Genomic DNA, 24,557 nt, shown 5'->3' with positions numbered 1-24,557 from the left:
CGTCAGCCCCCGAAAAGAAGGGTGGTGGTGGATTTATCTTTGGCCAAAAACTGATGAGGAACGGGATCAAACCACTGGTTCTTGTTTTCAAGATCCAAGCCTAACGCTTGTTCCTGTTCCTTCTGAAAGTTCAATAGCCTCTCCTCGAGAGAAGACGGAACCCCGGCATTTTTCTTTTTTTGGGCGATATTCAAAATCGATTCACTCCTTCATCAATTCAGCGCGTTTTTGCTCCAGTCGCTGCTGCAGCTCCGCTTTTTTGCGGGCCAAATCCTGCAGACGCTCTTCATGAAGCTCCAGACTGTGAGCATATGTCTTAACCCGGATTTTGATCGAACCGCTCGGTTTGTTGGCATCGATATCATGCAGCGCCGAATACGGGGTACCCGCGGCCGTGATCATCGAGTCGATCAACCCATAAGTGGGAGCATCATGTCCACATTTGAAGCTGGACAAGTCCAGCACAGCCACATGGGGATGGCGCGTGGCAAACTTGGCTGCCCACACTTTTTGCACGCTGTTGGAACTGAAATTTTCCGGCCACACATCGCTGACTTCAAGTGCTTGTTCCACCCGCCCGCTCTTCAGATCATCACTGAAAAAGCGGTGCAGCCACGCCTCGTCTTTGGGAATAGAACGCATGGAGAGAATGGGGTAGCCGAGTACCTGGAATTCTTCAAGCACACTGTGATTCAGGCCCGGATCGGAATGGTAGGGGCGCCCGATCATCAGAATGGCAAGGCGGTTTTCCTGCTCGACCTGCTCCAGGATGATGCGACCCTTCTCTTGCATTTCCGTATCGAACAACTCCATGGCCTTCCAGCCCTGCTCAACGGCAAAGTCGCTTTCATCCCCGGTGATTTGCAAATGTCCGGCAAATGCTTCATACAACTGCTTTTTCATCATATTTGGCTCGGTGAACGTAACCGCCGGATCCAGATAGGAAATTCCTCTCGTCTCGAAGAAATTTACTTCTTTGGTAAAAGCGGCCTTAATCACCTTCGGGGCGCCAGCCACAATCGGGCAACTGGCCGAATCCATTACATTGTGCATATACGTCGGGATATGGGTGATGCACGGGAAGAAGATGTAATCCAACGTTTTTTGCTCATGGTGCTTAAACAGCAGGTTATGAACATGTGCCTGGGCCACTTTCGATGGGTAGCATGGATCGATAGAGCCGTATTTGCCGCCTTCCTGCCACATTTCCCCGCTCGTATGATCGCTAAACACAATATTGCGGCCATCAATGCCCAACGTCTCGAAATACGTCCGCCAAAAAGGTGCAGTGGACCAAATGTTCAATACCCTGGGAATCCCGATACGGATCCGGTTGCGCCGCTTCATGGCCTCGGTGGAAGAACGCGCAAACTGCCGCTGTTTCGGCTTTGTACGACTTCCGCCAAAGCCAAACCACCCCCGGTTCAGCCAGACATCATCCATCGGCAGCTTGGGTTCCGGAAGAGGCTCAGCATCGTACAAATGCTGAAACATGCGGCGGGCCTCGTATTCCACGAGATTGGGATAGTGTTTTTTTAGTTCCTGCCGCTCCCTTGTTAATTTGATGACCGCTGCTTTGTCTTCCACCGTTCCCTTTTCGCAGGAGAAGCCGGAAATGTATCGGGCGGTTTGCCCGTCCGGCGTCTCGGCATCAATAAAGGTGCGGCTGCAGTGGTTGGGACAAAAATGGCAGCGGGTCGATTCGTCGTTACGGCTTTCATAACGCAGGTCGATTACGGTATCCAATCCCAAAAAGGTGGAATACCCCCGCCGCTTCACTAGACGCAATGTTTCCATGGCAGCACCAATGGCCCCCGCTTCTCCCGGATGCGGATGGACGTATATTTCGGCATCGGGAACCCGCTGTTTGATATAGTCGACCTGGGCCTTGACTGCAGCCAAATTATATTGGGTTCCGCCCTGCAGGACGAACTTGCGGCCAAGTTCGGCCATACGCGGAATCTGCACTACGTATTGCCATATATTTTTCGGCAGAACCAGAGCGAGTCCGGCAAGCAATTCCTCTTTGGAATACCCCTCCTTCTGAAAATTGACCCGATCCGCGTCCAGAAATACTGCGCAGCCATAGGAAAATTTAGGGCTCAGAGCTGCGCCAAAAGCCGTATCCGCATACTCCTGAACCGGAATACCGAACTGATCTGCCATCGCCTGCAGCAGCATCCCGTTCCCGGCGGAACATTGATTGGACAGTTTGAAGTTGCGGAGATCCTTGTTTTTCAGAAACAGGACCTTGATGTCCTGCCCCCCGATGTCACAGATCACATCGATGTCGCCGAATTGGTGAACGGCGCTCATCATATGCGCGACGGTCTCCACGATATTGACGTCCGCTTTTAACGTTTTCCCCAAAACATCAGCGGCATAACCCGTGGTACCAAAGCCGATAATCTCCAAATCGGCCCCCTTCCCCTTCACCTTATCCCGGATCCGCGTTAACATTTCTTTCGTATCTTCAAGTGGATTCCCTTTGGATAGCTGGTATTCTTTAAGCAGAATATCTCCTTGATCATCAACCAGCACAGCCTTGGATGAAGTGGAGCCGCCGTCAAGACCGATCACTGCTCTCACCTTCTGCCCCGGGGAGAAGGTTGCCCGCGTAAATTCGGGGATGCTGTAATTCCGGTGAAATTGTTCGAGTTCATTGTCACTGTTCACCAGCGGCGGGCCCGCTTTCTCGCTCAGTTTGGCTTGGCGGCCGTGGGCAATAAATTCCTTCAGCCCCTTCAATCCCAGGTATACACCAGCATCAACCGGTTCATACATCCCGTACAGGACCGCTCCGTAGGCTGCATAATACTGCGAATGGTCCGGAACAAAAATCATGTCCTCGACGGGCTTGTCTTTCGGATAATCGTATCCCCGTTCCTGCCAAGTCTGAGGGATCCTCCTCTGCCAGCATTCCTGCAGAAAGGTCAAGTAAGTATTCGGTCCTCCCAGCAACAGAACATTGTGCCGCAGTGTATTGCCGCGGGTAAGGACAGAAAGATTCTGCATGACGATGGCATCCGCCAGCGAACACATAATTTCTGGGGAAGGGATTCCGCTTTTAACGAGATTGACAATATCTGTTTCGGCAAATACCCCACACTTTGCGGCCACATGGTGCAATTTTGAATCGTCAAAGTGCAGTTTGTCCATATCATCCATAAGCATCCCCACCTTGATCAGACACTTGTCGATCATGGCACCGGTGCCGGATGCACATTTGTCATTCATAGAGGTGTACGCTTGCTTATAGCCTGTTTCCTCGTTTTTCTTAAAAATGATGATTTTTGCATCCTGTCCTCCAAGTTCAATCACGCTCCCGACGTCGGGATGAAGCTGCTCTACAGCCATGGTAACCGCGTTGACTTCCTGCACGAATTTCGCTCCGATATGGGGAGCAATAGGGCCGCTGCCGGAACCCGTCGCAAACACGCGAACGTTTTCTTGTTGGATATCCGGAAATTCATTCTCAATGGCGATTAACATTTCCAGAGCTTTTTCCGCCTGCTTCGTATGATGGCGCTGATAGTCCGACCACAGGATTTGCTTGCTTTCAGGATTTACTACCGTGGCCTTGACGGTCGTTGAGCCTACATCAATGCCAATAATTAGAGAATCCCGACCTATGTGACTCATAACATTGCTCCTTATTCCAATTCACATTCTGCTTAGCTTATACAAAAAATGCAACTTTTATCATACTTGGATTTTTTAGAGGGTGGAGGGTGAAAATAATCGGAACGGTCCCATACATCAAACGCTTTTGAAAGGGAGACTAAACAATTGCTTTGGATCATTCTGGCTTACTCGTTATTGATCATCCAAATCATTACCATTGTCATCACCGAATATCGTCGCCCGGACAAAGAGGCAGCTTGGCTAGTGATCTTGTTTATGATCCCGTTGATTGGTTTCCTGCTGTATTATTTTTTATCGAAAAAATATACCTGCCACCGTATCCTTAGCCAGAAAGAGTATAGCCGTCGGGAATCGTTCAGGGCAGACCTCATAGATCGTTGCAATCAGCGGATACCGAAAAACAGGCTTGCTGAAACGGTTTCAAAAAATAATAAAATTTATACTTTACTCCAAAATAAACAGACCCTGCCCATCACCGCTTGCAATGAAACGACGGTATACACTGAAGCAGAACAAGCCTTTAAAGCAATCCTGGAGTCGATTGCCATGGCCAAGCATCATATTCATATGGAGTTCTACATTATCCGTGATGATAATCTCGGTACTCAATTTAAGCAGCTGTTGATCCAAAAAGTACAAGAAGGGGTTAACGTGCGGCTTTTATATGACGGGATTGGCAGCAGGCGTTTGGGAAAGGCTTTTGTGAAACGGTTGCAGCAGGCTGGTGTGGAAATCGGGTGCTTTGCCCCTCCGCTAACCACTTTTTTCAATAGACAGCTCAATTACCGTAATCATCGTAAAATCGTAGTCGTCGATGGAAAAATCGGTTTTTTTGGAGGTTTAAATATCGGAGATGAATACTTGGGGAAAGATCCCTCTTTTGGTTATTGGAGGGACACTCATTTCAGCATGAAAGGCTATGCTGTACTGTGGATCCAATATACCTTCCTGACCGATTGGTATACGGTTAAAGGACAATTGCTCACCGATCCAACTTATTATCCGATTCAGGAAACTCAAGGAAAAGAACTTGTTCAAATCGTGAAGAGTGGACCGGATGAGACGATCCTGGAGCTTATCTTCTCCCTGATCGTTTCGGCGAAGAAGCGAATTTATATAGAGACGCCTTATTTCGTTCTTGATCCCAGTGTCCTGTTAGCTATAAAAACGGCCGTCATGAGTGGTATAGATGTTCGCATCATCATTCCTGGCATCCCTGATAAAAAACTTGTTTACTACTGTTCTTTGTCCTATGTCCAGGAATTGCTGCAGGCGGGAGTGCGGTTTTATTGCTATCAAAAAGGGTTTCTCCATGCCAAAGTATTGATTTCAGATGACTTGGCTTGCGCCGGCAGCACAAATATGGATTTGCGCAGCTTTTGCGACCAATTCGAGATGAACGCAGTCTTTTTTGACGGGAAGGTCGTGAACCGTTTGGTGGAGGATTTTTTCACGGATCTTAACGTAAGCCAAGAGATTGCATTATCCGAATTCGAAAGGCGGCCATCCCTTCAAAAAATGAAAGAAGTTTTCGCCCGGCTGCTCTCACCATTTTTTTAGATTTATTCTTGCTTTAATGTTACTGCTTAGGATTCAGCCAGGATTTAGAGTGTTGCCCTGGAACCTTCGGAGTAATTAGATGCGAAACTGCAACTAATTTCCGCCGAAACACCCATTATCAGGAGAATAAGTGCAAATCTCGTTACTACTTAGGACCCTGCGAGGGTATAGAAGGTTACTCGAGAAGGTTATGGGATCGCGCTACCTTAACCCAAACACTCCCCCTTCTGGTAACCCACGTCCTAGCGGACCGTATAGCTCCTGTTTCCGCATTCCTGCGATGGTTTGGAGTCTAGCGGACCGCATAGCCTCTATATTGGAAAAACAGGCCCTAACTAGTGGGTTTTTGCCTGAATAGAGGCTCCTGAGTCCGTTAGACCTGCAAAACAGCCTTTTTTCAGCAAATAGAGGCTCCTGAGTCCGTTAGTAGTCTGAAAGTTAAGCGCTGGTTACTGGCGACGGCCTTCATTTGTTATTCTTAGCCTCCTTGTCGTGTTGTATGACAGGCTCGGACGAGTAACACATGAAAAAAAAGGGGGTCCTAAGTAGTAACCAAATCTGCAACTAAATGCGGACCTCAACAAAACGGTAATAACGATCCAATTCTTCACCATCCGAAGCCAGTGTATCTTTAAATTTCCAGAATCATCCCTTAATTGTTCATCAGCTACAGTCTCAGTAAAGTCGTTCATATCGCCGAACCCTTCATATGATTCGCTTTGCGGAACTCGAAAATAATTTTTAGTTAAAAAAGAGAGGGAGCCTCATTATTTCGGGGTTCCCTCTTTTTTTGCATTAACATCAACAATATTGCTTCACATAATTCTTACCGCATCTCGTGCGGACAAGACAGCCCTCAGCCTTTAGTTTAGCAATTGTGTCAATACTGCCTGGATAGCTACTTCTTAACAATCTGAAGTTGAACGCTATGCCCGTTATAGATCAGTTTGGTCTTATACTGACTGTTAAGGCCTGTGGTTTCTACAGATGAGAACACACCGTTCTTCAAGGAACTGCCATCCGTAATGATCGTTACAACACCCTTAGGCATATATTTGTTGGTGAAATTAAGCTTGAGCTTGCCGCCATAGGTGCCCGAACCCATAATTCGCAGTACATCAGACGGGCTGCCTACGTTCAGTGCAAGCGTACCTTTGGCGGATTGTTTGAAGTTTCCCTTAACAGCGAGTTTGCCAGACACTGCTTTACTAAATGTACCTCCGTTGTTCACTACACCCCCGTTACCCAGAGCAGTCAACGACTGTGCTTCAAGCTTGCCCTGCTCCAATTGGGTGCCGCCAGTATAGCTGTTTCTGCCGCTCAGCTGCAATGTACCTGTGCCCTTTTTCGTCAGCTTGCCTTTGCCGGAAATGTTGTTTCGCCATTGATCCAGAGCATTGTAGCCGCCTTTTGTAGCATCCATGGCGACCGTTACATCGGTAGCGAATGCGCCATAACCGTTCACGGCAGCAAAGAGGTTCAAGCGCCCCCAGCCTTCGGCATCATCCAGAACAGGATATCCGGATTCTACACCGGTCGTCGCGAGCACCCAGCGGCGCTGCGTGTTGTCTAGATACGGCTGACGCGTCTCTAGTAGTACTTCCGCGCCTTTTGGTACCACAACTGTTTTCGTTGTTGAGCTGATCTGCGGGAATCCATAGGTCAAGCGGTCTGTGAAGCTTTTCTCATTAGCAGTATAGCTGCTGAATTTATCGGCTGCAGTCCCTTTTTGAGACAGGAGCATGCTGTGGGCATCGGTATAGGCAGTTTTCTTCAGTTCCGCGTTCTCCGGATCATTCAGGATCGCTGCGGCCAGCGCTGTCGCCATTACGCGTCCGCCCATGACATCAAAAGGAGAATGCATACCGGCCACAATCCGGTTGTTGCCAAGCTCCGAAGCGCGGGTCAAGAGTTCCTGGTAACGTTCCGGTACGGCATGGGCCATAGCGAAGGCAGTCAAGTAGGCAGCATTCGTATGTCCACTCGGATATCCTCCGTCACTGGTAGGATCGGATTTGATCGCGGGCACTAGTGTCGGAAGCACCGTTACATCCGTGCTCCAGCGGAAGGGACGCATATAATTATAGAAACTTTTGGACGGGTTCGTGGTGGAGTACGTGCCGCGAACCGTATTAACCAGGTTCACCATACTGCCCAGTTTCGATTTGGGATCGCCGGAATTATTGCCTTCATCCTCATATTTCACACTCGTCGCGTCGGGCGGTATGCTGTTGATCGTTGTGATTGCACCAGTTAGATTGCGGTACACATCCGTCAGTGACCCGAGACCTTCCATCATACTGTAGCTCTGGTTCCTGCGGTCGTCATAATACGTTGCTTCCGCCTGCTGCGGGGTAACCTTCTTGGTCATTTGCACGACCTTCTGGATGTTGGCATCCAGCACTTGGCTGTTCAACTTCGTCCCGTTCTCCCAGGTTTCCCCCGGTGTCCACAGTTTGATATATTCCGACAGCACTCCGATCGCCGGATTAGATTCTAAGGCCATATTATCCTTGGAGTTGTTCTTGTACACATCGACGAAATAACCCCACGATGGCTCTACGGGATTCACGTTTGTCGGAATAGTCGCTGCGCTCGCATAAGCGCCACCGGAGGCGGTAAGCAATACGGATGCAGATAGTGATAGGATGAGCAATTTCTTCTTGTGCTGGTTCATTGTTAGCATAGTCCTCCCTTGTGGTCTTCACCTGTTTCATAGATGCATGGAATATGAAGTACATCTAATAAGGTAACCTCTATGTGTTAAATGAGAGCAGCGTTGTTGTAAAATAACCGTAAATTAAAAACCCTCTCCGGTTGGCGAGGGTTCTGCGTCTGTATCTTGTAGTTTGAACTACGGGTTCAGGGTCCTTTTGGTGTACGTGGATCTATTGACCATTTCCGAAGCTACGAACATGATTCCAAAAAGCAGAAGCAAAATCAGGGGTACCATAAACATTCCAAATTGGCTTGCAATAATCCCCATTATTAATGGAATCAGTGTAGAGCCCGTATAAGCGCTTGCCATTTCGAGTCCAATTACACTCGAAGACGCTTTTTCCCCAAAACGTTCCGGTGTTGCATGAACAATACTCGGATAGATTGGTGCTCCACCTAGTCCCACAATAAATAATGCTCCTGCAGCAACCCAAATAGGAAGCGGTAGAATAAGAATTACAAGTCCAGCACAGCCAACTAATCCACCGTACCTGATCAGACTTTTACTTGATACCTTAGTCGAGAGAAATCCCGATACTATTCGTCCTATTATGATTCCAATATAAAACAAGGAAGAACAGGCTGCTGCCGTGCCGGGAGAAATTCCTTTGCTTGCTATAAAGAAGGATGCCATCCATAGACCAGCGGCTGTTTCCGAACCATTGTAGCATAGCATGGAAACCATGGACATTTTCACACCCCGGATTCGTAAAGCTTCTCTGTTACTGAGTAGCTTCTTTTCGTCGCCTTCTTCTATTTTTCCATTCTCAAAAACCCTCCACAAAGACAGCGATGCCAATAATATTACAACTATAGCAGTAAGTATTATCCCTATCGTAAGGTATCCTGCACGCCAGTTATTCCCATTATCCAGCGAAAATGACATTACAATAGGACCTGTCATGGCTCCAATTCCCCAGAAACAATGCAGCCAACTCATATGCTTGGCTTTGAAATGCAGCGCTACATAGTTACTTAATGCTGCATCTACAGAACCAGCGCCTAATCCCAAAGGAATCGCCAGAAGTATAAAGAATAAGAACTCGTTGGATAAAGAAAATCCAAGCAAGGCAATTGTTGTGGATAGGATACTGAACAGAGTTACCTTTCCTGTGCCAAATCTATGCAACAATCTGCTTGCAAATAAACTGGATATAACCGTACAGAATGAGACCGTTAACGATATATAACCTGCCATTTCTGTTGTGGCACCAATATCATGTTTCATAATGGACCATGCACTGCCAAGCAAGGCATCAGGCAGTCCAAGACCTATAAATGCCAGGTAAATAATAAGTAGTAGTAACGTAGCCATCCTTGTTCTCTCCTCAATTTGTGCAATCTCGTTTCACTAATTCGTGCTTCTGCTATTTCTCAGAATTACATAATAGCATTATAACGATATATACCTATATTAAATAGCAATTAACGATCAATTTATAACACGATAGTGATATCTAAGATTGCAGCTAAGTGGAAACGGCTTCGCCGTCCTTTTAAAGGACGGGGTATTTCAGCGAGAAATAGAAGGATAATTAATAACGTGGAACATATAAACTCTTATATTTCAAAGAAAGGATGTCTCTGTGACATCATTTCGTACCGGGCTGAAAATGTTCATTTACAAATAGTTAACCTATCTTTATAATGGTTTACACCAAGTAAATGTTTACTAATAGTAAACATCATAAGGAGATTAGTTACATGAGTCGATTATCATCTGCAGCGAAATTCCCGCTTTTTATTCTTATGCTTAATCTGTTTATCGCGTTGCTTGGTCAGGGTATGGTGATTCCCATTCTGCCAGATTATCTGAAGCAGTTTGATGCAGGCGGCACCGTTGCAGGCTACCTTGTTGCTGCTTTCGGAGCAGCACAATTTCTTTTTTCTCCGATAGGTGGACAGCTATCAGACAAGCTGGGACGCAAGAAGATGATTATGTCCGGGCTGTTTCTAACCGTGCTGTCTGATTATATGTTCGCAGTATCAACTACCCTGCCATCCTTATATGTAGCGCGTTTCATCGGGGGGATGGGCCTTGGATTGATGGTCCCTTCAGTTATGGCTTACGTTGCTGACATGACAACTATGGAGACTCGTGCAAAAGGAATGGGCTATCTTAGCGCTTCCATGAATCTAGGCATGGTTCTGGGACCGGGGCTTGGGGGTATCATTAGCGAATTTGGCATTCGTGTTCCCTACTTTTTCGCAGCTGGGTTGGGGTTGCTCGCTACCGTTCTTACTCTGTTCTTACCGGAGACTCGAACTCGTGAATTGTTACACTTGAAAAACAAGGTGATTGAGAGAAAATCATTCAGTCGGCAAATAGTAAGCTCATTCCAGACTCCGTATTTCCACTATTTGATTCTAATTTTCGTAATCACTTTTGGTTTGATAAATTATGAAACGGTGTATGCCCTGTTTGTCAAACAGAAGTATGGCTATACTGCTAGTCAGATATCCATAATTATTACTTTGGGAGCGATTGTAGGCATTATCGTACAAGTATGGTTATTAGACCAAATGATCAAATATGTCGGTGAGATAAAGCTCATACGCATTTCATTGGTAATGACTTCTGTTACCCTTCTGTTAATGCTTTTTCAAGTTAATTTAGTGTACCTTCTGGTTGTATCCACTTTATTTTTTGCATTTAACGCCTTCATCAGACCGACGGTGAGTACATTGATCGCGAATGCCGCAGAGGATCGTCAAGGATATGCATCAGGTCTTAACACAACCTATACCAGCTTGGGGAGTATTATTGGTCCCATTCTGGCTGGCATCTTATTTGATTATCACATCCATTTACCTTACATATTTGGAGCTGTTATTCTCTTGGCTGCTGTAGGCCTCACCTTTCAACAACAACAAAAATTAAAACGGAGCGTTACACGGTAAGAAACCTATCTGAATTGAAAATGATTAACGATATTTATTCTCCAAATAATAGAGAACAAACTCCTTGGACGTCTTCGTAAGCTCTTCGATATCCACACCTTGCTCTTCCTCCAAAAGTTTTCCACGAAACGCCAAACGCTGCATTAGACTTATGATCATCTCAATGATGAAGGAACTGGTCTGTTCCAGACTAACCTCGGATCGTATAGATCCATCCTGAATTCCTTGAGCTATGAAATTTCGCAACACTTTCCCTAACATTCCTTCTTTGACCAATTCAAGATAAGACTCCTGTAATTCCTCGTTGGGGTAATTCTCACGGTAAGTATGATCAAAGAAACCGATATATTTAAGATGACCCGGAGTTGTCTTCAGGAATACGATCCAGGCATCCAGATACCCTGCAACACTTTCTAATCCATTGCTTCTTGAGGAAGGGTAATTTTCAATGAAATCCGTAATTTCCCCAAATACTTTTTGCTGAATCGCAAATATAAGCTCATGCATCGAGTTAAAGCACTTATAGAAGGTAACCTTGCTTAGATTGGCTTGAGCGCAAATTTCTTTAGGTCCCACATTTGTGAAATTATTCTCGATCATGATCTTTTGTCCAGCATGAATAAACTCTTCCCGATTTCGATTTCGTACCTCTTGGTGCCATGTAGTAGCCATTAAGGTCTCCTCTTCTCTCTCAGTAGTTAACCATTCACTCAGAGTAAATCATTTAAAGGATAATACAGCAGTATGCAAATAGCAACTTCAGTCGTACAACAAAAAAAGCCGCCAGAATGGCGACCTACAAGTGTATATGCCGGTCATTTGTAATATGTCTATAAACGCAAAAATGCCAGTGAAATATTCACTGGAATCAACATATAATTATGAGATACATATATAAAAATAATCCCTATTTGCTTGCGTTAACTATAAAATTAATATAGCACGGAAATGTCAAGATAGCAAGGATTTTTATGAAAAACGGAGTAAATATATGTGATCTCCCCTCCCAGGCAGTGCCAAAGAAGCAACAGAAGGTAGAGTGCCATTTTATCTCTTTTCCAGGTAATGGTATGATCTTCTGCACGAAGGAGGGGTTACAGATGCAAATTATACTCAAAGATATTCGAAAAACCTTTAAGGTGTACAAACGGCCTGAAGGAAAATGGGGGCTGCTTAAGGGAGCCTTTATGCGCAATGTGACGCATGTGGAAGCGCTGGGCGGCATTGGTTTTAAGATTGCCGAAGGCGAACTGGTGGGCTATATCGGCCCTAATGGTGCTGGCAAATCCACCACGGTCAAGGTGATGAGCGGCATCCTAACACCGGACAGCGGGGAATGTACCATTATGGGCAAGGTACCGTGGAAAAACCGTGTGGAGCATGTGTCGAGAATCGGTGTTGTCTTCGGGCAGCGCTCCCAATTGTGGTGGGATGTGCCGGTGGCCGATTCTTTTGACGTGCTGAGGGATATATATGCCATCCCCCTTGGGGATTACAAGACAAGGCTCACTGAACTGACGGCAACCCTAGGCGTGGAAGCGCTTCTAAAAACACCCGTCAGACAGCTGTCACTGGGACAACGGATGCGCTGCGAGCTTGTAGCCGCCCTCCTGCATCGGCCTTCCATCCTCTTTCTGGATGAACCGACCATCGGCCTCGATGCGGTCTCCAAGCTTGCGCTGCGCAGCTTCCTGAAAGAGGAGAACCGTCAGTACGGAGTAACCATGGTGCTGACCACCCATGATATGGACGATATTGAAGCGCTCTGCGAGCGCGTAATGGTCATCGGGCATGGACAGCTGCTGTATGACGGACGGCTTGACGGTTTGCAGGAGAAATATGCGCCTGAGGTGATTATGAAGGTGAATACAGATGCCATGATTGCCGCTATGTATAATGACTTGTCGCTTACTTAAGCAAGCAGAGAATGGGCCACCCGGCCGCTGCGCTCCATACATCCAGGAGGTGTGAAATGAACTTTAGTGCTACCTGCAAGGCCTGCAGCTCCCTTTTTCGCATACGTATGGCTGAAGGACTGCAATATCGCGTATCCGCCATATCCGGTGTGTTCGTCAGTGTATTCTGGGGATTGCTGGAATGCATCCTGTTCACCGTATTTTATACATACAGCGACAACGGCGCCTGGAATAACAACGGACTTACTCTAGCCCAAACCCTATCCTATGTGTGGCTGGCCCAAGGGCTGTTTGTGCTGCAGACGATGAGCATAGACAGCGAGATTATGGGCAAAATCAACAACGGCGATGTTGCCGTGGAGCTGTGCCGCCCGCTGAATCTGTACACACATTGGTTCGTCAAAAGCTCGGCGGGCAAGCTTGGAACCTCCTGGCTCCGCAGCCTGGCGACCATTGGCGCTGGACTGCTGATGCCTGCTGGTTATGCGCTCGGCGCTCCAGCTTCCGCCCTTGGATTTGTCTGCTTCCTTCTGTCAGTCGTGATGGCTTTTGTACTGTGTTCCGCGTTCGCTATGCTCGTTACTGCCATACGCTTGAACATCACATGGGGTGACGGGCCGACCTATATGCTGTTGCTGCTAAGCGGCATACTATCTGGCACCTACCTTCCGCTCCGGCTCTGGCCCGACTCTATGCAGACCTTTCTCTATCTCCAGCCGTTTGGAGGATTTGCAGATATTCCGCTGCAATTATACGTAGGCACTCTTACGCCTTCACTCGCCCTGCCAAGCATTGGTCTGCAGATCCTGTGGAGCGCGGCGTTTATCGCTGCCGGACGGTCCATCATGAACCATAAACTGAAGAGCATTATCGTGCAGGGAGGCTGAACGAAACTATGATTGCTGAAGGCAAAATCTATTTCAAATACTTGCGGATGCATCTCTTGTCAGGCATGGAATACAAAGGCTGGTGGCTGATGCTGATCCAGGTGTTTGTCGTGGTCATCTCGGACCCTATTGCGACTATTCTGCTCTTCTCCCGCTTCGGCAATATTGGAGAATGGACGGTTGCACATATCATTCTGGTCTATGCACTTGCGGTTGCTTCCTTTGGACTGGCGGAGAGCCTGTGCCGTGGCTTTGATTATTTCCCGTGGCAAATGCTGCGCTCCGGTGATTTCGACAGGCTGCTGCTCCGCCCCCGCTCCCTGTTTGTGCAAGTGGCCGCCTCAAGATTTCATCTGCACCGACTGGTCCGGCCAATCACGGGAATCTGCGCGATAGGCTGGGCACTCTCAGAGCTCGGCGTTTCGCTTACTCCCGGGAAGATCGCTATTCTAGCCATGGCGCTGGCGGGAGGCTGCATTATGTACTGCGGAGTATTCGTGCTTACCTCGGGGCTGGCGTTCTTTACTATCAAAGGCCTGGACTGGATCTTTCTCCTGACCAATGCCAGCTACCAGATCACCCGTTGCCCCGAGCCCTATATGCCAAGGGCGCTGAAGTCCATGTTCAGCTTTGTGCTGCCGATGCTCTTTATCAGCTTCTACCCTGCGGCCACGGTTTGCGGCTGGGGATACCCGCAGTGGCTGGGGTACCTGTCCCTTCCCGCCGGAACCGCGTTCTTAGGCTGTTCACTGTTGGTGTGGCGTTTTGGCGTCAGGCATTACAAGAGCACAGGAAGTTGACTTGAATAGGGGATTGGAATTGAATACGGTTGCTAATCCTTGAGAGGATAGCAACCGTTTCTGCGGGAAAGAGAAGGATCATGGATTAGGTGACACTAATCCTTCCTTATAAAGAGTCACACAGTACATGGTGTGAACTCTCCACTCTGGAGCAGTCCCTATCAGGACTGCTCCTTCTTGATTATGATTTCCGGCGATGGAGCCGTATTCTGTGGTGCGGGATTCGCGGGTAGGGCAACCGTTCCTGCGGAATCGGGCAAAGCCTTAATGGGTAGGGTTAGGTCTGCCGGAGTAACATCTGTGGCAGCTTCCACGGCGTCAATATATTTGGCATTGCTTAGCTCGGAGATAGTCCACAGATTGGCGTTTATCTCCTCTTTCAGTCTAAGAATGCGGCTCACGTGCTTCTCATATTGCACTTTCGGCAGAGGTTCTGCCCCAGAGACAGCGGCTTCGAACAGCAGCTTGCCCATCGCCTGATATTCCCGTTTGATCTCATTCTGCTTGCTGTTGTTCTGCAGCTTCAAGCGGTTAATCTCAACAACAACTTTAGCCTTGTTCCCGGCCTCGGCTACACCGGCCTTGAATTTGTCCAGAAAGCTCACCATTCACCCTCATTTCTCTAAAAAGTTGTGATGCCCTGCTTATTTTCCAGTCTATTATACTTAGCACAACAGAACAAGGACGTGATCCCGGCCAGCTGCCAGAATAACGTCCTTGTTGATTTGAATTGCGGGTAATTAGTCACTTGCACTTGTCACTTGTTTCTTGTCGTCACCATTACGCCTATAATTCTTCGTTGGACCTAAGTAGTAACCACTTGCGCATCTATTCACTACTCCCCCAGCTCCTCATCCGTCCAGTGCAGTTGCACTCCAGAGCGGATCAACTGCTCCTGGTAGGCACGCAGATGATCTGCGGAAGCTCTAACCGCAGCGGGTTCCAGCTGCTGAGTAACGGCATAGGCAGCGAGGGTACCCGCAGCTTCCCCGATATTCCATTCCGTCGGGTGGAGCCGGTAGCAGCCGTTGGCAATCTGGGTCATGGAGATATTTTTGCAGGCTGGCAGCAGGTTCTTGACCCGCACGGGAATCAGTGAGCCCAATGGGATCTCGTACGGATGATTGGGAATATAGAAGGTCCGCTGGCTTACGGTGGTGGGGTGAAGATCGAGATGGTAGCTGCCTACGCCCACACTGTCCTCGTATCGCTTCGGTCCGTGCTCTCCGCGCAGCTCCTTGCTCACATCCTGCTCAGCCACCGTATATAGTCCGCGAATGCGCCGGGATTCCCGGATATAGGGAGCCTTCGCCAGGCCATCCTCGGTGCCAAGCACATCGCCGCGCAGCCTTACTCCGGGATAACCTTGTCCGCCATCCAGACGCGGGGCTTCGGTCTGCAGCCAATACACCAGCGACAGGGTCAGTTGCCTGGCGCCTTCCAAATGCCGCTCCCGTTCCTCCAGCGGGACGCCGATCAGCGGTCCGGCATAATAATCGTTCAGCGCCCAATTGAGCAGGGTTACCTCACCGTCATTCAGCGGCTCTGCCCAGATCGCCGGATCGACGATACGCCGGTAATCCCACAGGGAGACAACCCCCTGGTTGTTCGGGAACATGGTGAATTGCTTCAGCTTGCTGGTATCGTCCGCATCCGAAGCGAACCAGCTAAGGATCGGGTACTGTGAGAACGAAGGCACATACTGCCGCCAGTAGTCGTAATCCCGAGGGCGGGGGATCGTAAAATCACCATCCGCTACATAATCTACAGCTGCCACATGGGTAATCGACTGCATATCGAGCGGGTCCGCCTCATCTAATGCATGCGGCTCGCCCGTCTCCTGCCGGGACTCCGCACCGCTGACATGCTCCACTCGGGCCAGCGGAAGCAGATCGCCGCATTCCGTGGCGTCCAGATAATACGCTCCCCGCAGTCTTGTGAGCGCTCCACTCGGCAGATGCTGTACCGTTACCCCTGTTACCAGATCATCCTCGGTATCTGCATCAACAGGAAGCGTATGATAGAGAACTTCAATTCTGCCTGTGTTCACATACGGAGCAAGCATCTCGTGCAGAACAGCCAGCGCTACCTTCGGTTCATGCGCCAGTCGGCTGACCCAGCCATTGCCTGGGTTCAGGATGGGATTATTACGCGCTTTTTCCGTAAGCGGATAGTTACGTTTGTAGTAATCTCTCACTCTACTGCGAAACTCGCGGTAGGATGCGGTGCTGCCCGACTGTTCAATCCAGCGGTGCTCATCCGGCGGAACCGCCTGCGAGGTCAGCTGTCCCCCCAGCCAGTCCGTTTCCTCAGTCAGGATGACACGCATTCCTGCCTTGGCTGCGGCCAGCGCTGCGGCGGTTCCGCCCAGCCCACCGCCGATAATAATCACGTCACTAATCTTCTCCTGCTCAACTGCCATGCTGTAAGTCCTCCTTCTCCCTAAGCCGTATTCACCTGCTTATCTCTGCTGCTGCAGCCAGGTTAACGCCAGCTTCGCCGCTCCGAAGCAGCCTGCGCGGTTGCCCAGCTCGGCAGCAGCAATCCGCTCGTCAAGCCCTGCCTCGCCTTGCAGCTTAGCGGTCAGCATGGGCCACCAAATGGCCCGGTCATGAATAACCCCGCCGCCGATAATAATCAGCTCGGGGTCAAGCTGCACGCCAATATTGGCAAGTACCCGCGCCAAATCGGAGGTGTAGCGCTCCAAAACCTGCACCGCAGCCGTCTCTCCCTTGCCTGCATCGGCCATAAGTTCCCGGCCATGATTGTAGGTTCTGCCTGTCATTTCATGTGCCAGCCGCACAAGCGCGCTGCCAGAGATGTATTGCTCCACACAGCCCTGTCTGCCACAATTGCAAGGCCGCCCGCCGGGAACAAGCACACTGTGCCCCCATTCACCGGCACTCCAGGTCGCGCCCCGGCTCAGCAGTCCTTGCGCCATATTCGCCCCGCCTACTCCGGTGCCCAGGGTCAGCATCACTTGATCCCGCTTCCCTCGCCCGACGCCGAGCCATGCTTCGCCGAGCAGCGCGGCGTTCGCATCGTTGTCGGCAGCGGCAGGCAATCCCAACTCCGCCGCTGCCCATTCTGTAAGCTGCATCCCTTGCCATCCGGGCAAATTGTCAGTGGCATAGACCACTTCACCGGTATTGACATTCACTCTTCCCGCCGTGGCAATGCCTACGGCTTCTGCGGACGTGCCGCCTGCCCGCAGTTCGTCCACCAGCTCGCGCAGCTTGCCAAGAATGGCCTCCCGCCCGAGCCGGGCATCCGTATCCCGCGCGGCTTCTGCGAGAACCGTTCCGGCTTCGTCAACCACCAGCCCTTTGATCCCCGTTCCACCGATATCTACACCAATAACCTGCCGCACCCGTTCCTCCTCCAATCTGTCTGTCCTCCACCGATCTGCCCTCCACCTATAAAAAAACTCAAGTGGAAACGGCTTTGCCGTCCTGTTATAGGACGGTACCGTTTCAGCGAGAAATAGAAGGCTAAGCTATCGCGTGAAACATATACCTTATTTCAATAAATACGGTCAATAACCGCCCTTGCCGTCAGTTCCTTCATTTTCTTGGTTTCCTCAGCATGAAGGCGTTCCAGCTCCTGGCAGAGCAGGTCGATAATGAACAACTGGGAGATCTTTGCGCCTATGGAGCCGCCTTCGAGTGGAGATTCCTTCCCGGCGGTCAGCAGCACGATATCGGCAATCGAGGCAATCGGAGACTTGGCATAATTGGTCATGGCAATCACCTTGGCCCCGTTCTGCTTGGCCTTCATCAGCATATCATTCGTATCCAGCGTACTGCCAGAGACACTGATGCCAAAAGCGACATCCCCTTCGCCCATCGTCACCGCCATCATCGACTGGATATGGCTGTCCGCAATCGCCTCTACCCGCCGTCCGATACGCAGGAAGCGGTTCTTGGCATCCAGCGCGGTTATACCTGATGAGCCCACTCCGAAGAACTGCACATGGCGCGCAGAATCAATACACTGCACCGCCTGCTCCAGCTGTTCCCGGTCCAGCATCCCGAGGGTGGACTGGAGCACGCTCACCATCGAGCCATACAGATGGGAGGCGTAATCGCCTTCCCCTTCCGCGCCTTCCGGCAGGTTCTGCCCTTTAGGCAGTCCCTGGGCCAGCATCAGCTTGAAATCCTGATATCCCTTGAAGCCGATCTTGCGGCAGAACCGCATGACCGTGGTCTCCCCCGTACCGGCGAAATCGGCCAGCTCGGTTACAGAGAGATAGATCAGATTATCCGGGTGCTCCAGCACACACTGAGCTACCTTTTGCTCCGATTTGGTCATGGAAGGATAGTACGTGTTAATTCGGTCGGTCATTTCCATTGCTACTCATCCTCACTTTTCTCGTCACTGCCGCAAAACGCTGGGTGATGAGCTGCGGTCTTGTAATCGCAGAACCTACTACGACTGCGTATGCCCCAAGACCCAGCGCTGCTTCAACCTGGGAGGGCTCATGAATTCGGCCTTCGGCAATCACCGGAATACTCAGGCGTTCCGTCGCCATCCGCAGCAGCTCCAGATTCGGCCCTTCCTGCTGCAGGGAATACGGCGTATAACCGGCAAGGGTAGTCGAGACACAGCTGACCCCCAGCGACTCGGCATATACAGCCTCCTCCAGGATTGAAATATCCGCCATCGAAGCCCTTACGCTCCGGTTCAGATACGTGGTGATTTGTTCCAGCGTACAGCCGCCTGGCCGGGTCTGGCGTGTCGCATCGAAGGCAATCATATCCGCCCCGGCCTCCAGCAGCTCATCTATCTCTCGTAATGTCGGGGTGATATATACAGCAGAATCAGAATAATCCCGCTTCACTATTCCGATAACCGGCAGTGACACGGTCTGCTTGATCGCCCGCACATCGGCTGCGCCATTCGCCCGTATGCCCACTGCGCCGCCTTCTTCCGCAGCTCTGGCCATCCGCGCCATGATATCGGCTCCGTGCAGCGGTTCATCTGCCAGTGCCTGGCAGGAGACTATCAGCCCCAGATGCAATTTCTCCACAATGCTACTTGTAGTCAGCTTCCCCACCCTCTCTCTTGTATTCTACTCTCTATCTCAGCTCACGCGATGGCTTAAATCTGACGGACAGCCCCACCTCGAACATCCGGTTCCACGGCATGTAACAATCCGTAATCTCAACGCTTCCCGCTGAACTGTCAATCCGTACGGCAAGCTCCTGGCGCAGCCGTTCTTCCACACGGGACGCAACCTCGCCGCGGGGTCCGTCCAGCAAATATTTGCCGTACCCCATCTCCTGCACCGGGCCATTGCTGAGTTCACCCCTCACCACCGAGCAGTAGCAGACATCCTCCGCATACCGCAGGGCCAGGAAATCCAGATGCTCCTGCGTGCTGCCGTAGAGCAGGAAGATCATCGCTTGCGAGATCACCGTTCCGAGTGAGTTCGAGCTGGTGTTCCAGCCGGCATAGCCGGCAAGCTCGAAGAGCATCTCTTTGCTCCGCAGCATCTTGACCAGCTTCTGGTCGCCTCCATTGGCGTACCCGACATCCGCTACAGCGACCGGCTTACTCTTGCAATGTAACATGTAATCCCCGTATTCTACCAGCTCCATCAGATTCCGGTATACATCATAGCTGTGAAAAGGGTGCTGCTGTGACACCGCCTCCATCATTGTCTCTCCCGGTGTATTGACCAGCAGGATCAGATCCGCTTCGGCGGCACTGGAGGCGATCAGACCGCCTGCCGCCAGAATCTGGTATTTCAGCGTCTCATAGAAGAAGCGGTCCTCGAACAGCGGCGTAACATAAGCCCCCTGCACAGCGGATAAGCGGGGATAGATCAGCGGCATCTGCTCCCGGGCTTTGTTCATCATCCTCGCGAGCAGGATACAGCCCACTTCGTCCGCCCCTGGATACATATAGACGTCTAGCTCCAGATCAAGTGCGGTAATAGTTGAACGCACCTTTTCCTGGTCCTTGGCGGTATGGCCATAAGGGGCCGAGTCATCCTGCGGTACAATCATGAACTCGATAATGCCTTCCTCCACCAGCGCCAACACCTGCTTATTCGCTTCAATATTTACGGCCCGCCGGCCCAGATAATCCTCCAGCACTGCTGCGGGAAGCCGGTTGTCAATATCGGCCAGCTCACGGATCTCCTCGTCTGTAGCGATTCCCAGCTCCAGGCGGTGCCCAATGAACCCTTTGCGGAAGATCTCCCGGCCCCAATCGGCATAATAATCCGGCTCCTCATCGGACAAGGAATACTGCGGACAACGCATAATCAGCTGGAACGCGTACAGGGTCAGCTGCGGGTAACGCTGTTTGATGCCGCGCAGTCTGGCCAGCCTGGCCGACAGCTCATCCAGCTCCAGCTCATGCAGCCGCGAAGGAATAATTCCGCCGTACAGCAGGGTATCCAGCGCAACCACCGCACCGTCCGCTCCTGCACAGCTCTCTTCGAACCAGGTCCATAGCTGCTCCACATCCCCCGGACGTTTCTTCAGTCCCATCATCTCCATAGGGGGACGTTTCACGGTGAAGTCCGTTCCCTGGGCCAGCAAATAAGGGAACTCGTAATTGCAAGGCCGTTCATCCAGCGGCATAAATGTGATCTGATACGGTGTAGACATGGAGGCCATCATCCTTTCTTCTCTTCAGCAATCGGTGGTTCAGGCAATTCTATGCCCAGCGCTTCAGCTGCCCGCATAGCCGGATCACTGCCCAGACGGACCGCGAGGCTATGGCAGAGCGCAGCGCATTCACGCACTTCCTCCTGCGCTTCCGGCAGCTGCGGCTCAGCCAGCTGTCTGCGGATCGCCCGCCATAACGCGGCATCCGCTTCGGCCCGGCGCAGCCAGGGTGCTGCTTCGCTTATAAACTTGGCGTTATCCATCCGGCCAAGGCGCTGCGCCGCCTGTTCCAGCCGGAGGAAATAGTCATCGAGCTGCGGCAGATCGCGCTGCTCCAGCGCTTGCTTCAACTCCTCATAGCCTCCCGAGTAGAGCCGGCTGTTCAGGTTCTGGCGGCAGAAGAACATCATCTCTTCAGCAGCCTCCCCGGCAAATTCACGGACCGCGAGGTCCCAGGACAGCTCTGGCATGTAGCGCTCACTGTTCCACATATAATGGGCCATCGTAGTCAGGGTGATTTTGGAGCATTCCCACTGATTCATCGGATTGGCGACCACAGCGGTATGCCCAAGCTGACCCAGTCTGGAATACCGTCCCCGCACCGGATCGAGGAACAAGCGGTCCCGGTCACAGTCATTCACCGGAATATTGTCCCACAGCCACAGGTTATGTCCATAATATTTGTGGTTGTCCTCTGCATGCTTGCGGCCGATTTCCGGGGCGAAGACGAAATATCCGGTCCAGAATACGTTCACCTCGGGATGAAGCTTCTCCTGCATATCCTTCTTGTACTCCGTGTTCCAATAGGACCAATACTCCGATGGGCACATCGCCAGCGTAAAGTTCGACAGCTGCCCTGCCAGATATTCATATACCTTGTTCGTCACATAAGCATGGGCCACACCTGAGCGTTCGAGGAAATGCTTGTTGTCACCCTTCAGCACATAATCAATATCATCCATCAGCAGCGCAAAATGCCTTACCCCAATCGCGATCATCGCCGCCAGCTTCTCCTCCAGCCGCGCGAAGTCATCCGCGCTGCGGAACTCCAGATCATTGCCCGGGCTAATACAATAGTAGAAATCCACCAGCTGCTTGTCGCATTCCTGCTTCAGCTCCTGAATACCGGCGAATATTTCGTCCGGATACGGCTCACGCCACAGCTCCCGGTGATACGGATCATCCTTCGGCGCATACATGAAGGCATTCATGCGGTGATCTGCCATATACCTCACGGCATCCATACGGTCATCGAAGCTCCAGGGCGTGCCGTAGAACCCTTCAATAATACCCCGCACCGCAAAAGAAGGCTCATCCTCCACCGTCACCACCGGCAGCCTGCATTGCCCGTCCTCCACCGTCAGCAAGCATTGTAGCGCATCTATTCCATATTTAAGCCCCCGTCTGCCCGACGCGGCAATAACAATCTTGGCGTCCTTGCCGATCACGAGCCGGTAACCATCTGCAGCGAGCGAGCCATCGTAATCCAGCTCCAACCGGGCATTGCCCTGCTCATCCGCTGCAACGCCCGGTCCGCGCGGCTTCAGCATGACTAGGCTGCCGCCTTCGTCCAGCAGCCCTTCCACATCCTGATTCATCGCATACCGCGAGGACAGCTCACAGCGCAGCTGCGCACCGTCCAGCACAAGCACCTCGCCTTGATCATAATAATCTCTAAACAGATACTGGCAATGGCTGAGCGCAATTCCCATGCGTTCTCCCTCCTTCTACCCTTTGATCGCACCTGCAATGCCTTCCATATAATATCGCTGTGTGAACAGAAACACGATGATAATCGGCAGCACCGAAATCATGGTTCCTGCGGCAATCCAGCCGAAGTTATAGGAGAATTGCCCGTTCAGATAGGTTAGTGCTGCCGCCAGCGGATATTTCTGCGGATCATCCAGCACCACAATCGGCCAGAGGAAATTGTTCCAGAAGGCCATCACTTCAAGCAGCCCAATAACGGCAATGCCCGGCTTGACCAGCGGCATGACAAGCTGGATAAAGATCCGGAATTCGGAAGCTCCGTCCATTTTGCCGGAATCGCGAATATCCATCGGCACGCCGAGAAAGGTCTGGCGCATCAGGAAGATGTTGAACACCGATACCGCAGCCGGCAGCACCACACCCAGGTAGGAATTGCCCAGATGGAACGCCTGAATGGTCAGATAATGGACAATCATCGCCGTTGCCGACGGAATAATCATGGTCGAGATCAGCAGTGTGAAGACCAGATTCCGGCCCTTGAACCGGAAGGTCGCCAGCGGATAGGCCGTCAGACAAGACAATACAATATTGAAGACTACGCCTAGCAGCGTGATAATCACCGTATTCGAGATATAACGCGGGAACTCCATGAACTGCCACACCTGCACATAGTTGTCGAAATCAATGAAGGTAGGCAGAATCGCCGGCGGGCTCGCGAACACATTCCGTCCCGGCATCAGCGATACGCTGAGCAGCCACAGGAACGGCCCCATCATAAACAGGGCGAGCAGGATCAGCAGAATGTAGGTGATCAGGTAACGTGTGACTTTTTGGATTCGTTTAGTGGATACACTGGTCAGATTCAATAGGAATTCACCCCGCCTTTCCGGTTGAGCCGGAATACCAGCACGCTAAGCGCACCCACCAGCACACTGACGATCAGGCCCAGCGCCGAGGCATAACCGAAGTTGAATTGCTCCAGCCCTTTTTGAAAAATATAGACACTGGAGGTCAGCGTAGATGTACCCGGTCCGCCCTTGGTCAGAATATACACCTCGTCGAAGACGCGAATCGCCCCCATCACCGAGATCAAGGTGCAGAACAGAATATGCGGCCGCAGCAGCGGAATCGTCACATGAACAATCAGCTTCAGCGGACCTGCCCCATCCACCCGGGCGGCTTCATACAGATCTGCCGGAATGCCCTGCAGTCCCGCGAGATAGAGCATCATGTAATAGCCGAGACCCTTCCACATCGTAATGAACATCAGGACGTACAGCGCGGTGCTGCTCGTAGAGAGCCAGGACACCTGTTCACTAATAATTCCCGCCTGCATCAGCAGATAATTCACAACCCCGTTATTGCCCAGCAGCCAGCTCCAGATCAGCGCCACCGCGACCATGGAGGTAACCACCGGGATATAATAAGCGGCCCGGAACATTTTGACGCCCGGAATCCGGCTGTTGACCAGAATCGCCATTAAGATCGACACAATCTGAATCACCGGCACGACCAGCACATACACCAGTGAGTTCCATAGTGAAATCATAAAGTTATGATCCTGAAAGGCCCGGGTGAAATTCGATAGACCCACATAATTGGTTTCGGTAATCACAGAATAATCGGTTAATGAGAGCGGTATTCCATAAATAATCGGCCAAAAGGTAAAAACCGCCAGAAACAATAATCCCGGCGCCATAAACGCCCAAGCGGTAAAAGACTCCGATCGCATCGCCTTCTTCACATCCTACGCCTCCCTCTCTTGCAAGAATAGAGGGGAGGGTTCCCCTCCCCATTCTG

At 50.9% G+C, this 24,557-nt stretch carries 19 protein-coding genes; 5 read left to right on the top strand and 14 right to left on the bottom strand.

Features of this window, described 5'->3' with window-relative positions; all coding sequences use genetic code 11:
• Positions 1-2: 2 nt before the first annotated feature.
• Both B9T62_RS40425 and B9T62_RS02205 read right to left on the bottom strand, forming a co-directional pair.
• Positions 3-194 carry a hypothetical protein gene (locus B9T62_RS40425; RefSeq protein WP_245864312.1) on the bottom strand — a complete coding sequence of 64 codons (192 nt, stop codon included), beginning with the start codon at positions 192-194 and terminating at the stop codon, positions 3-5.
• Between the two features lie 7 nt (positions 195-201).
• Positions 202-3,642 carry a BadF/BadG/BcrA/BcrD ATPase family protein gene (locus tag B9T62_RS02205; protein WP_087913769.1) on the bottom strand — a complete coding sequence of 1,147 codons (3,441 nt, stop codon included), beginning with the start codon at positions 3,640-3,642 and terminating at the stop codon, positions 202-204.
• Positions 3,643-3,789: 147 nt separating this feature from the next.
• Between B9T62_RS02205 and cls the strand changes: the two genes are divergently transcribed.
• Positions 3,790-5,205 carry a cardiolipin synthase gene (cls, locus tag B9T62_RS02200; RefSeq protein ID WP_087913768.1) on the top strand — a complete coding sequence of 472 codons (1,416 nt, stop codon included), beginning with the start codon at positions 3,790-3,792 and terminating at the stop codon, positions 5,203-5,205.
• A gap of 898 nt (positions 5,206-6,103) precedes the next feature.
• Here cls and B9T62_RS02195 read toward each other — a convergent pair.
• Complete coding sequence (locus tag B9T62_RS02195; protein WP_087913767.1) at positions 6,104-7,882, bottom strand: phosphatase PAP2 family protein; 1,779 nt, start codon at positions 7,880-7,882, stop codon at positions 6,104-6,106.
• 177 nt (positions 7,883-8,059) lie between these two features.
• Complete coding sequence (locus tag B9T62_RS02190; RefSeq protein WP_087913766.1) at positions 8,060-9,238, bottom strand: MFS transporter; 1,179 nt, start codon at positions 9,236-9,238, stop codon at positions 8,060-8,062.
• Between the two features lie 389 nt (positions 9,239-9,627).
• On the opposite strand from B9T62_RS02190, the gene B9T62_RS02185 reads away from it, so the two are divergent.
• Positions 9,628-10,824: an MFS transporter gene (locus B9T62_RS02185; protein ID WP_087913765.1), complete on the top strand. Its 1,197-nt coding sequence runs from the start codon at positions 9,628-9,630 to the stop codon at positions 10,822-10,824.
• A gap of 24 nt (positions 10,825-10,848) precedes the next feature.
• Here the strand turns inward: B9T62_RS02185 and B9T62_RS02180 are convergent, their stop codons facing one another.
• Positions 10,849-11,496: a TetR/AcrR family transcriptional regulator gene (locus tag B9T62_RS02180; protein WP_087913764.1), complete on the bottom strand. Its 648-nt coding sequence runs from the start codon at positions 11,494-11,496 to the stop codon at positions 10,849-10,851.
• A 428-nt stretch (positions 11,497-11,924) separates the two neighbouring features.
• Here B9T62_RS02180 and B9T62_RS02175 point away from each other — a divergent pair, with 428 nt between their 5' ends.
• From B9T62_RS02175 to B9T62_RS02165, 3 genes are read left to right on the top strand one after another with little or no spacing between them, the layout of a single operon-like run.
• Positions 11,925-12,740, top strand: a complete 816-nt coding sequence (locus B9T62_RS02175; RefSeq protein WP_245864311.1) for an ABC transporter ATP-binding protein — start codon at positions 11,925-11,927, stop codon at positions 12,738-12,740.
• A 56-nt stretch (positions 12,741-12,796) separates the two neighbouring features.
• Positions 12,797-13,627 (top strand): ABC transporter permease, encoded by an 831-nt coding sequence (locus B9T62_RS02170; RefSeq protein ID WP_169834313.1) that lies wholly within the window; start codon positions 12,797-12,799, stop codon positions 13,625-13,627.
• 8 nt (positions 13,628-13,635) lie between these two features.
• Positions 13,636-14,427 carry an ABC transporter permease gene (locus tag B9T62_RS02165; protein ID WP_087913761.1) on the top strand — a complete coding sequence of 264 codons (792 nt, stop codon included), beginning with the start codon at positions 13,636-13,638 and terminating at the stop codon, positions 14,425-14,427.
• 161 nt (positions 14,428-14,588) lie between these two features.
• Here the strand turns inward: B9T62_RS02165 and B9T62_RS02160 are convergent, their stop codons facing one another.
• The 9 genes from B9T62_RS02160 to B9T62_RS02120 form a co-directional block, all read right to left on the bottom strand.
• Positions 14,589-15,035 carry a hypothetical protein gene (locus B9T62_RS02160; protein WP_087913760.1) on the bottom strand — a complete coding sequence of 149 codons (447 nt, stop codon included), beginning with the start codon at positions 15,033-15,035 and terminating at the stop codon, positions 14,589-14,591.
• Positions 15,036-15,262: 227 nt separating this feature from the next.
• Complete coding sequence (locus B9T62_RS02155) at positions 15,263-16,849, bottom strand: FAD-dependent oxidoreductase (protein WP_087913759.1); 1,587 nt, start codon at positions 16,847-16,849, stop codon at positions 15,263-15,265.
• 39 nt (positions 16,850-16,888) lie between these two features.
• Complete coding sequence (locus B9T62_RS02150) at positions 16,889-17,812, bottom strand: ROK family protein (protein ID WP_245864310.1); 924 nt, start codon at positions 17,810-17,812, stop codon at positions 16,889-16,891.
• Between the two features lie 137 nt (positions 17,813-17,949).
• Positions 17,950-18,777 carry a MurR/RpiR family transcriptional regulator gene (locus tag B9T62_RS02145; protein ID WP_087913758.1) on the bottom strand — a complete coding sequence of 276 codons (828 nt, stop codon included), beginning with the start codon at positions 18,775-18,777 and terminating at the stop codon, positions 17,950-17,952.
• Positions 18,755-19,474: an N-acetylmannosamine-6-phosphate 2-epimerase gene (locus B9T62_RS02140; RefSeq protein ID WP_087920097.1), complete on the bottom strand. Its 720-nt coding sequence runs from the start codon at positions 19,472-19,474 to the stop codon at positions 18,755-18,757. Before B9T62_RS02140 ends, B9T62_RS02145 begins: the two co-directional genes overlap by 23 nt.
• Before the next feature lie 31 nt (positions 19,475-19,505).
• Positions 19,506-21,047 (bottom strand): DUF4127 family protein, encoded by a 1,542-nt coding sequence (locus tag B9T62_RS02135; protein ID WP_425436634.1) that lies wholly within the window; start codon positions 21,045-21,047, stop codon positions 19,506-19,508.
• A gap of 8 nt (positions 21,048-21,055) precedes the next feature.
• Entirely contained in the window at positions 21,056-22,759 is a 1,704-nt protein-coding gene (locus B9T62_RS02130; RefSeq protein ID WP_087913757.1) for a protein O-GlcNAcase, read from the bottom strand.
• A 15-nt stretch (positions 22,760-22,774) separates the two neighbouring features.
• Positions 22,775-23,623, bottom strand: coding sequence for a carbohydrate ABC transporter permease (locus B9T62_RS02125; RefSeq protein ID WP_245864309.1), 849 nt, complete (start codon positions 23,621-23,623; stop codon positions 22,775-22,777).
• Positions 23,620-24,501: a carbohydrate ABC transporter permease gene (locus B9T62_RS02120; protein WP_087913756.1), complete on the bottom strand. Its 882-nt coding sequence runs from the start codon at positions 24,499-24,501 to the stop codon at positions 23,620-23,622. The genes B9T62_RS02125 and B9T62_RS02120 overlap by 4 nt, the downstream gene beginning before the upstream one ends.
• Positions 24,502-24,557 lie beyond the last annotated feature (56 nt).

Origin of the sequence: Paenibacillus donghaensis (assembly GCF_002192415.1) — a bacterium.
In the GTDB taxonomy this organism is placed as follows: domain Bacteria; phylum Bacillota; class Bacilli; order Paenibacillales; family Paenibacillaceae; genus Paenibacillus_AQ; species Paenibacillus_AQ donghaensis.
The sequence above is the reverse complement of the archived record's forward strand: the minus strand, read 5'-3'. Positions and strand labels throughout refer to the sequence as shown.

What these genes read in the sequence shown, in the direction of transcription:
- B9T62_RS02205 (WP_087913769.1), bottom strand. Translation starts at nt 3,642, where the DNA reads ATGAGTCACATAGGTCGGGATTCTCTAATTATTGGCATTGATGTAGGC.
- B9T62_RS02195 (WP_087913767.1), bottom strand. Translation starts at nt 7,882, where the DNA reads ATGAACCAGCACAAGAAGAAATTGCTCATCCTATCACTATCTGCATCC.
- B9T62_RS02190 (WP_087913766.1), bottom strand. Translation starts at nt 9,238, where the DNA reads ATGGCTACGTTACTACTACTTATTATTTACCTGGCATTTATAGGTCTT.
- B9T62_RS02185 (WP_087913765.1), top strand. Translation starts at nt 9,628, where the DNA reads ATGAGTCGATTATCATCTGCAGCGAAATTCCCGCTTTTTATTCTTATG.
- B9T62_RS02180 (WP_087913764.1), bottom strand. Translation starts at nt 11,496, where the DNA reads ATGGCTACTACATGGCACCAAGAGGTACGAAATCGAAATCGGGAAGAG.
- B9T62_RS02175 (WP_245864311.1), top strand. Translation starts at nt 11,925, where the DNA reads ATGCAAATTATACTCAAAGATATTCGAAAAACCTTTAAGGTGTACAAA.
- B9T62_RS02170 (WP_169834313.1), top strand. Translation starts at nt 12,797, where the DNA reads ATGAACTTTAGTGCTACCTGCAAGGCCTGCAGCTCCCTTTTTCGCATA.
- B9T62_RS02165 (WP_087913761.1), top strand. Translation starts at nt 13,636, where the DNA reads ATGATTGCTGAAGGCAAAATCTATTTCAAATACTTGCGGATGCATCTC.
- B9T62_RS02160 (WP_087913760.1), bottom strand. Translation starts at nt 15,035, where the DNA reads ATGGTGAGCTTTCTGGACAAATTCAAGGCCGGTGTAGCCGAGGCCGGG.
- B9T62_RS02155 (WP_087913759.1), bottom strand. Translation starts at nt 16,849, where the DNA reads ATGGCAGTTGAGCAGGAGAAGATTAGTGACGTGATTATTATCGGCGGT.
- B9T62_RS02145 (WP_087913758.1), bottom strand. Translation starts at nt 18,777, where the DNA reads ATGGAAATGACCGACCGAATTAACACGTACTATCCTTCCATGACCAAA.
- B9T62_RS02135 (WP_425436634.1), bottom strand. Translation starts at nt 21,047, where the DNA reads ATGTCTACACCGTATCAGATCACATTTATGCCGCTGGATGAACGGCCT.
- B9T62_RS02130 (WP_087913757.1), bottom strand. Translation starts at nt 22,759, where the DNA reads ATGGGAATTGCGCTCAGCCATTGCCAGTATCTGTTTAGAGATTATTAT.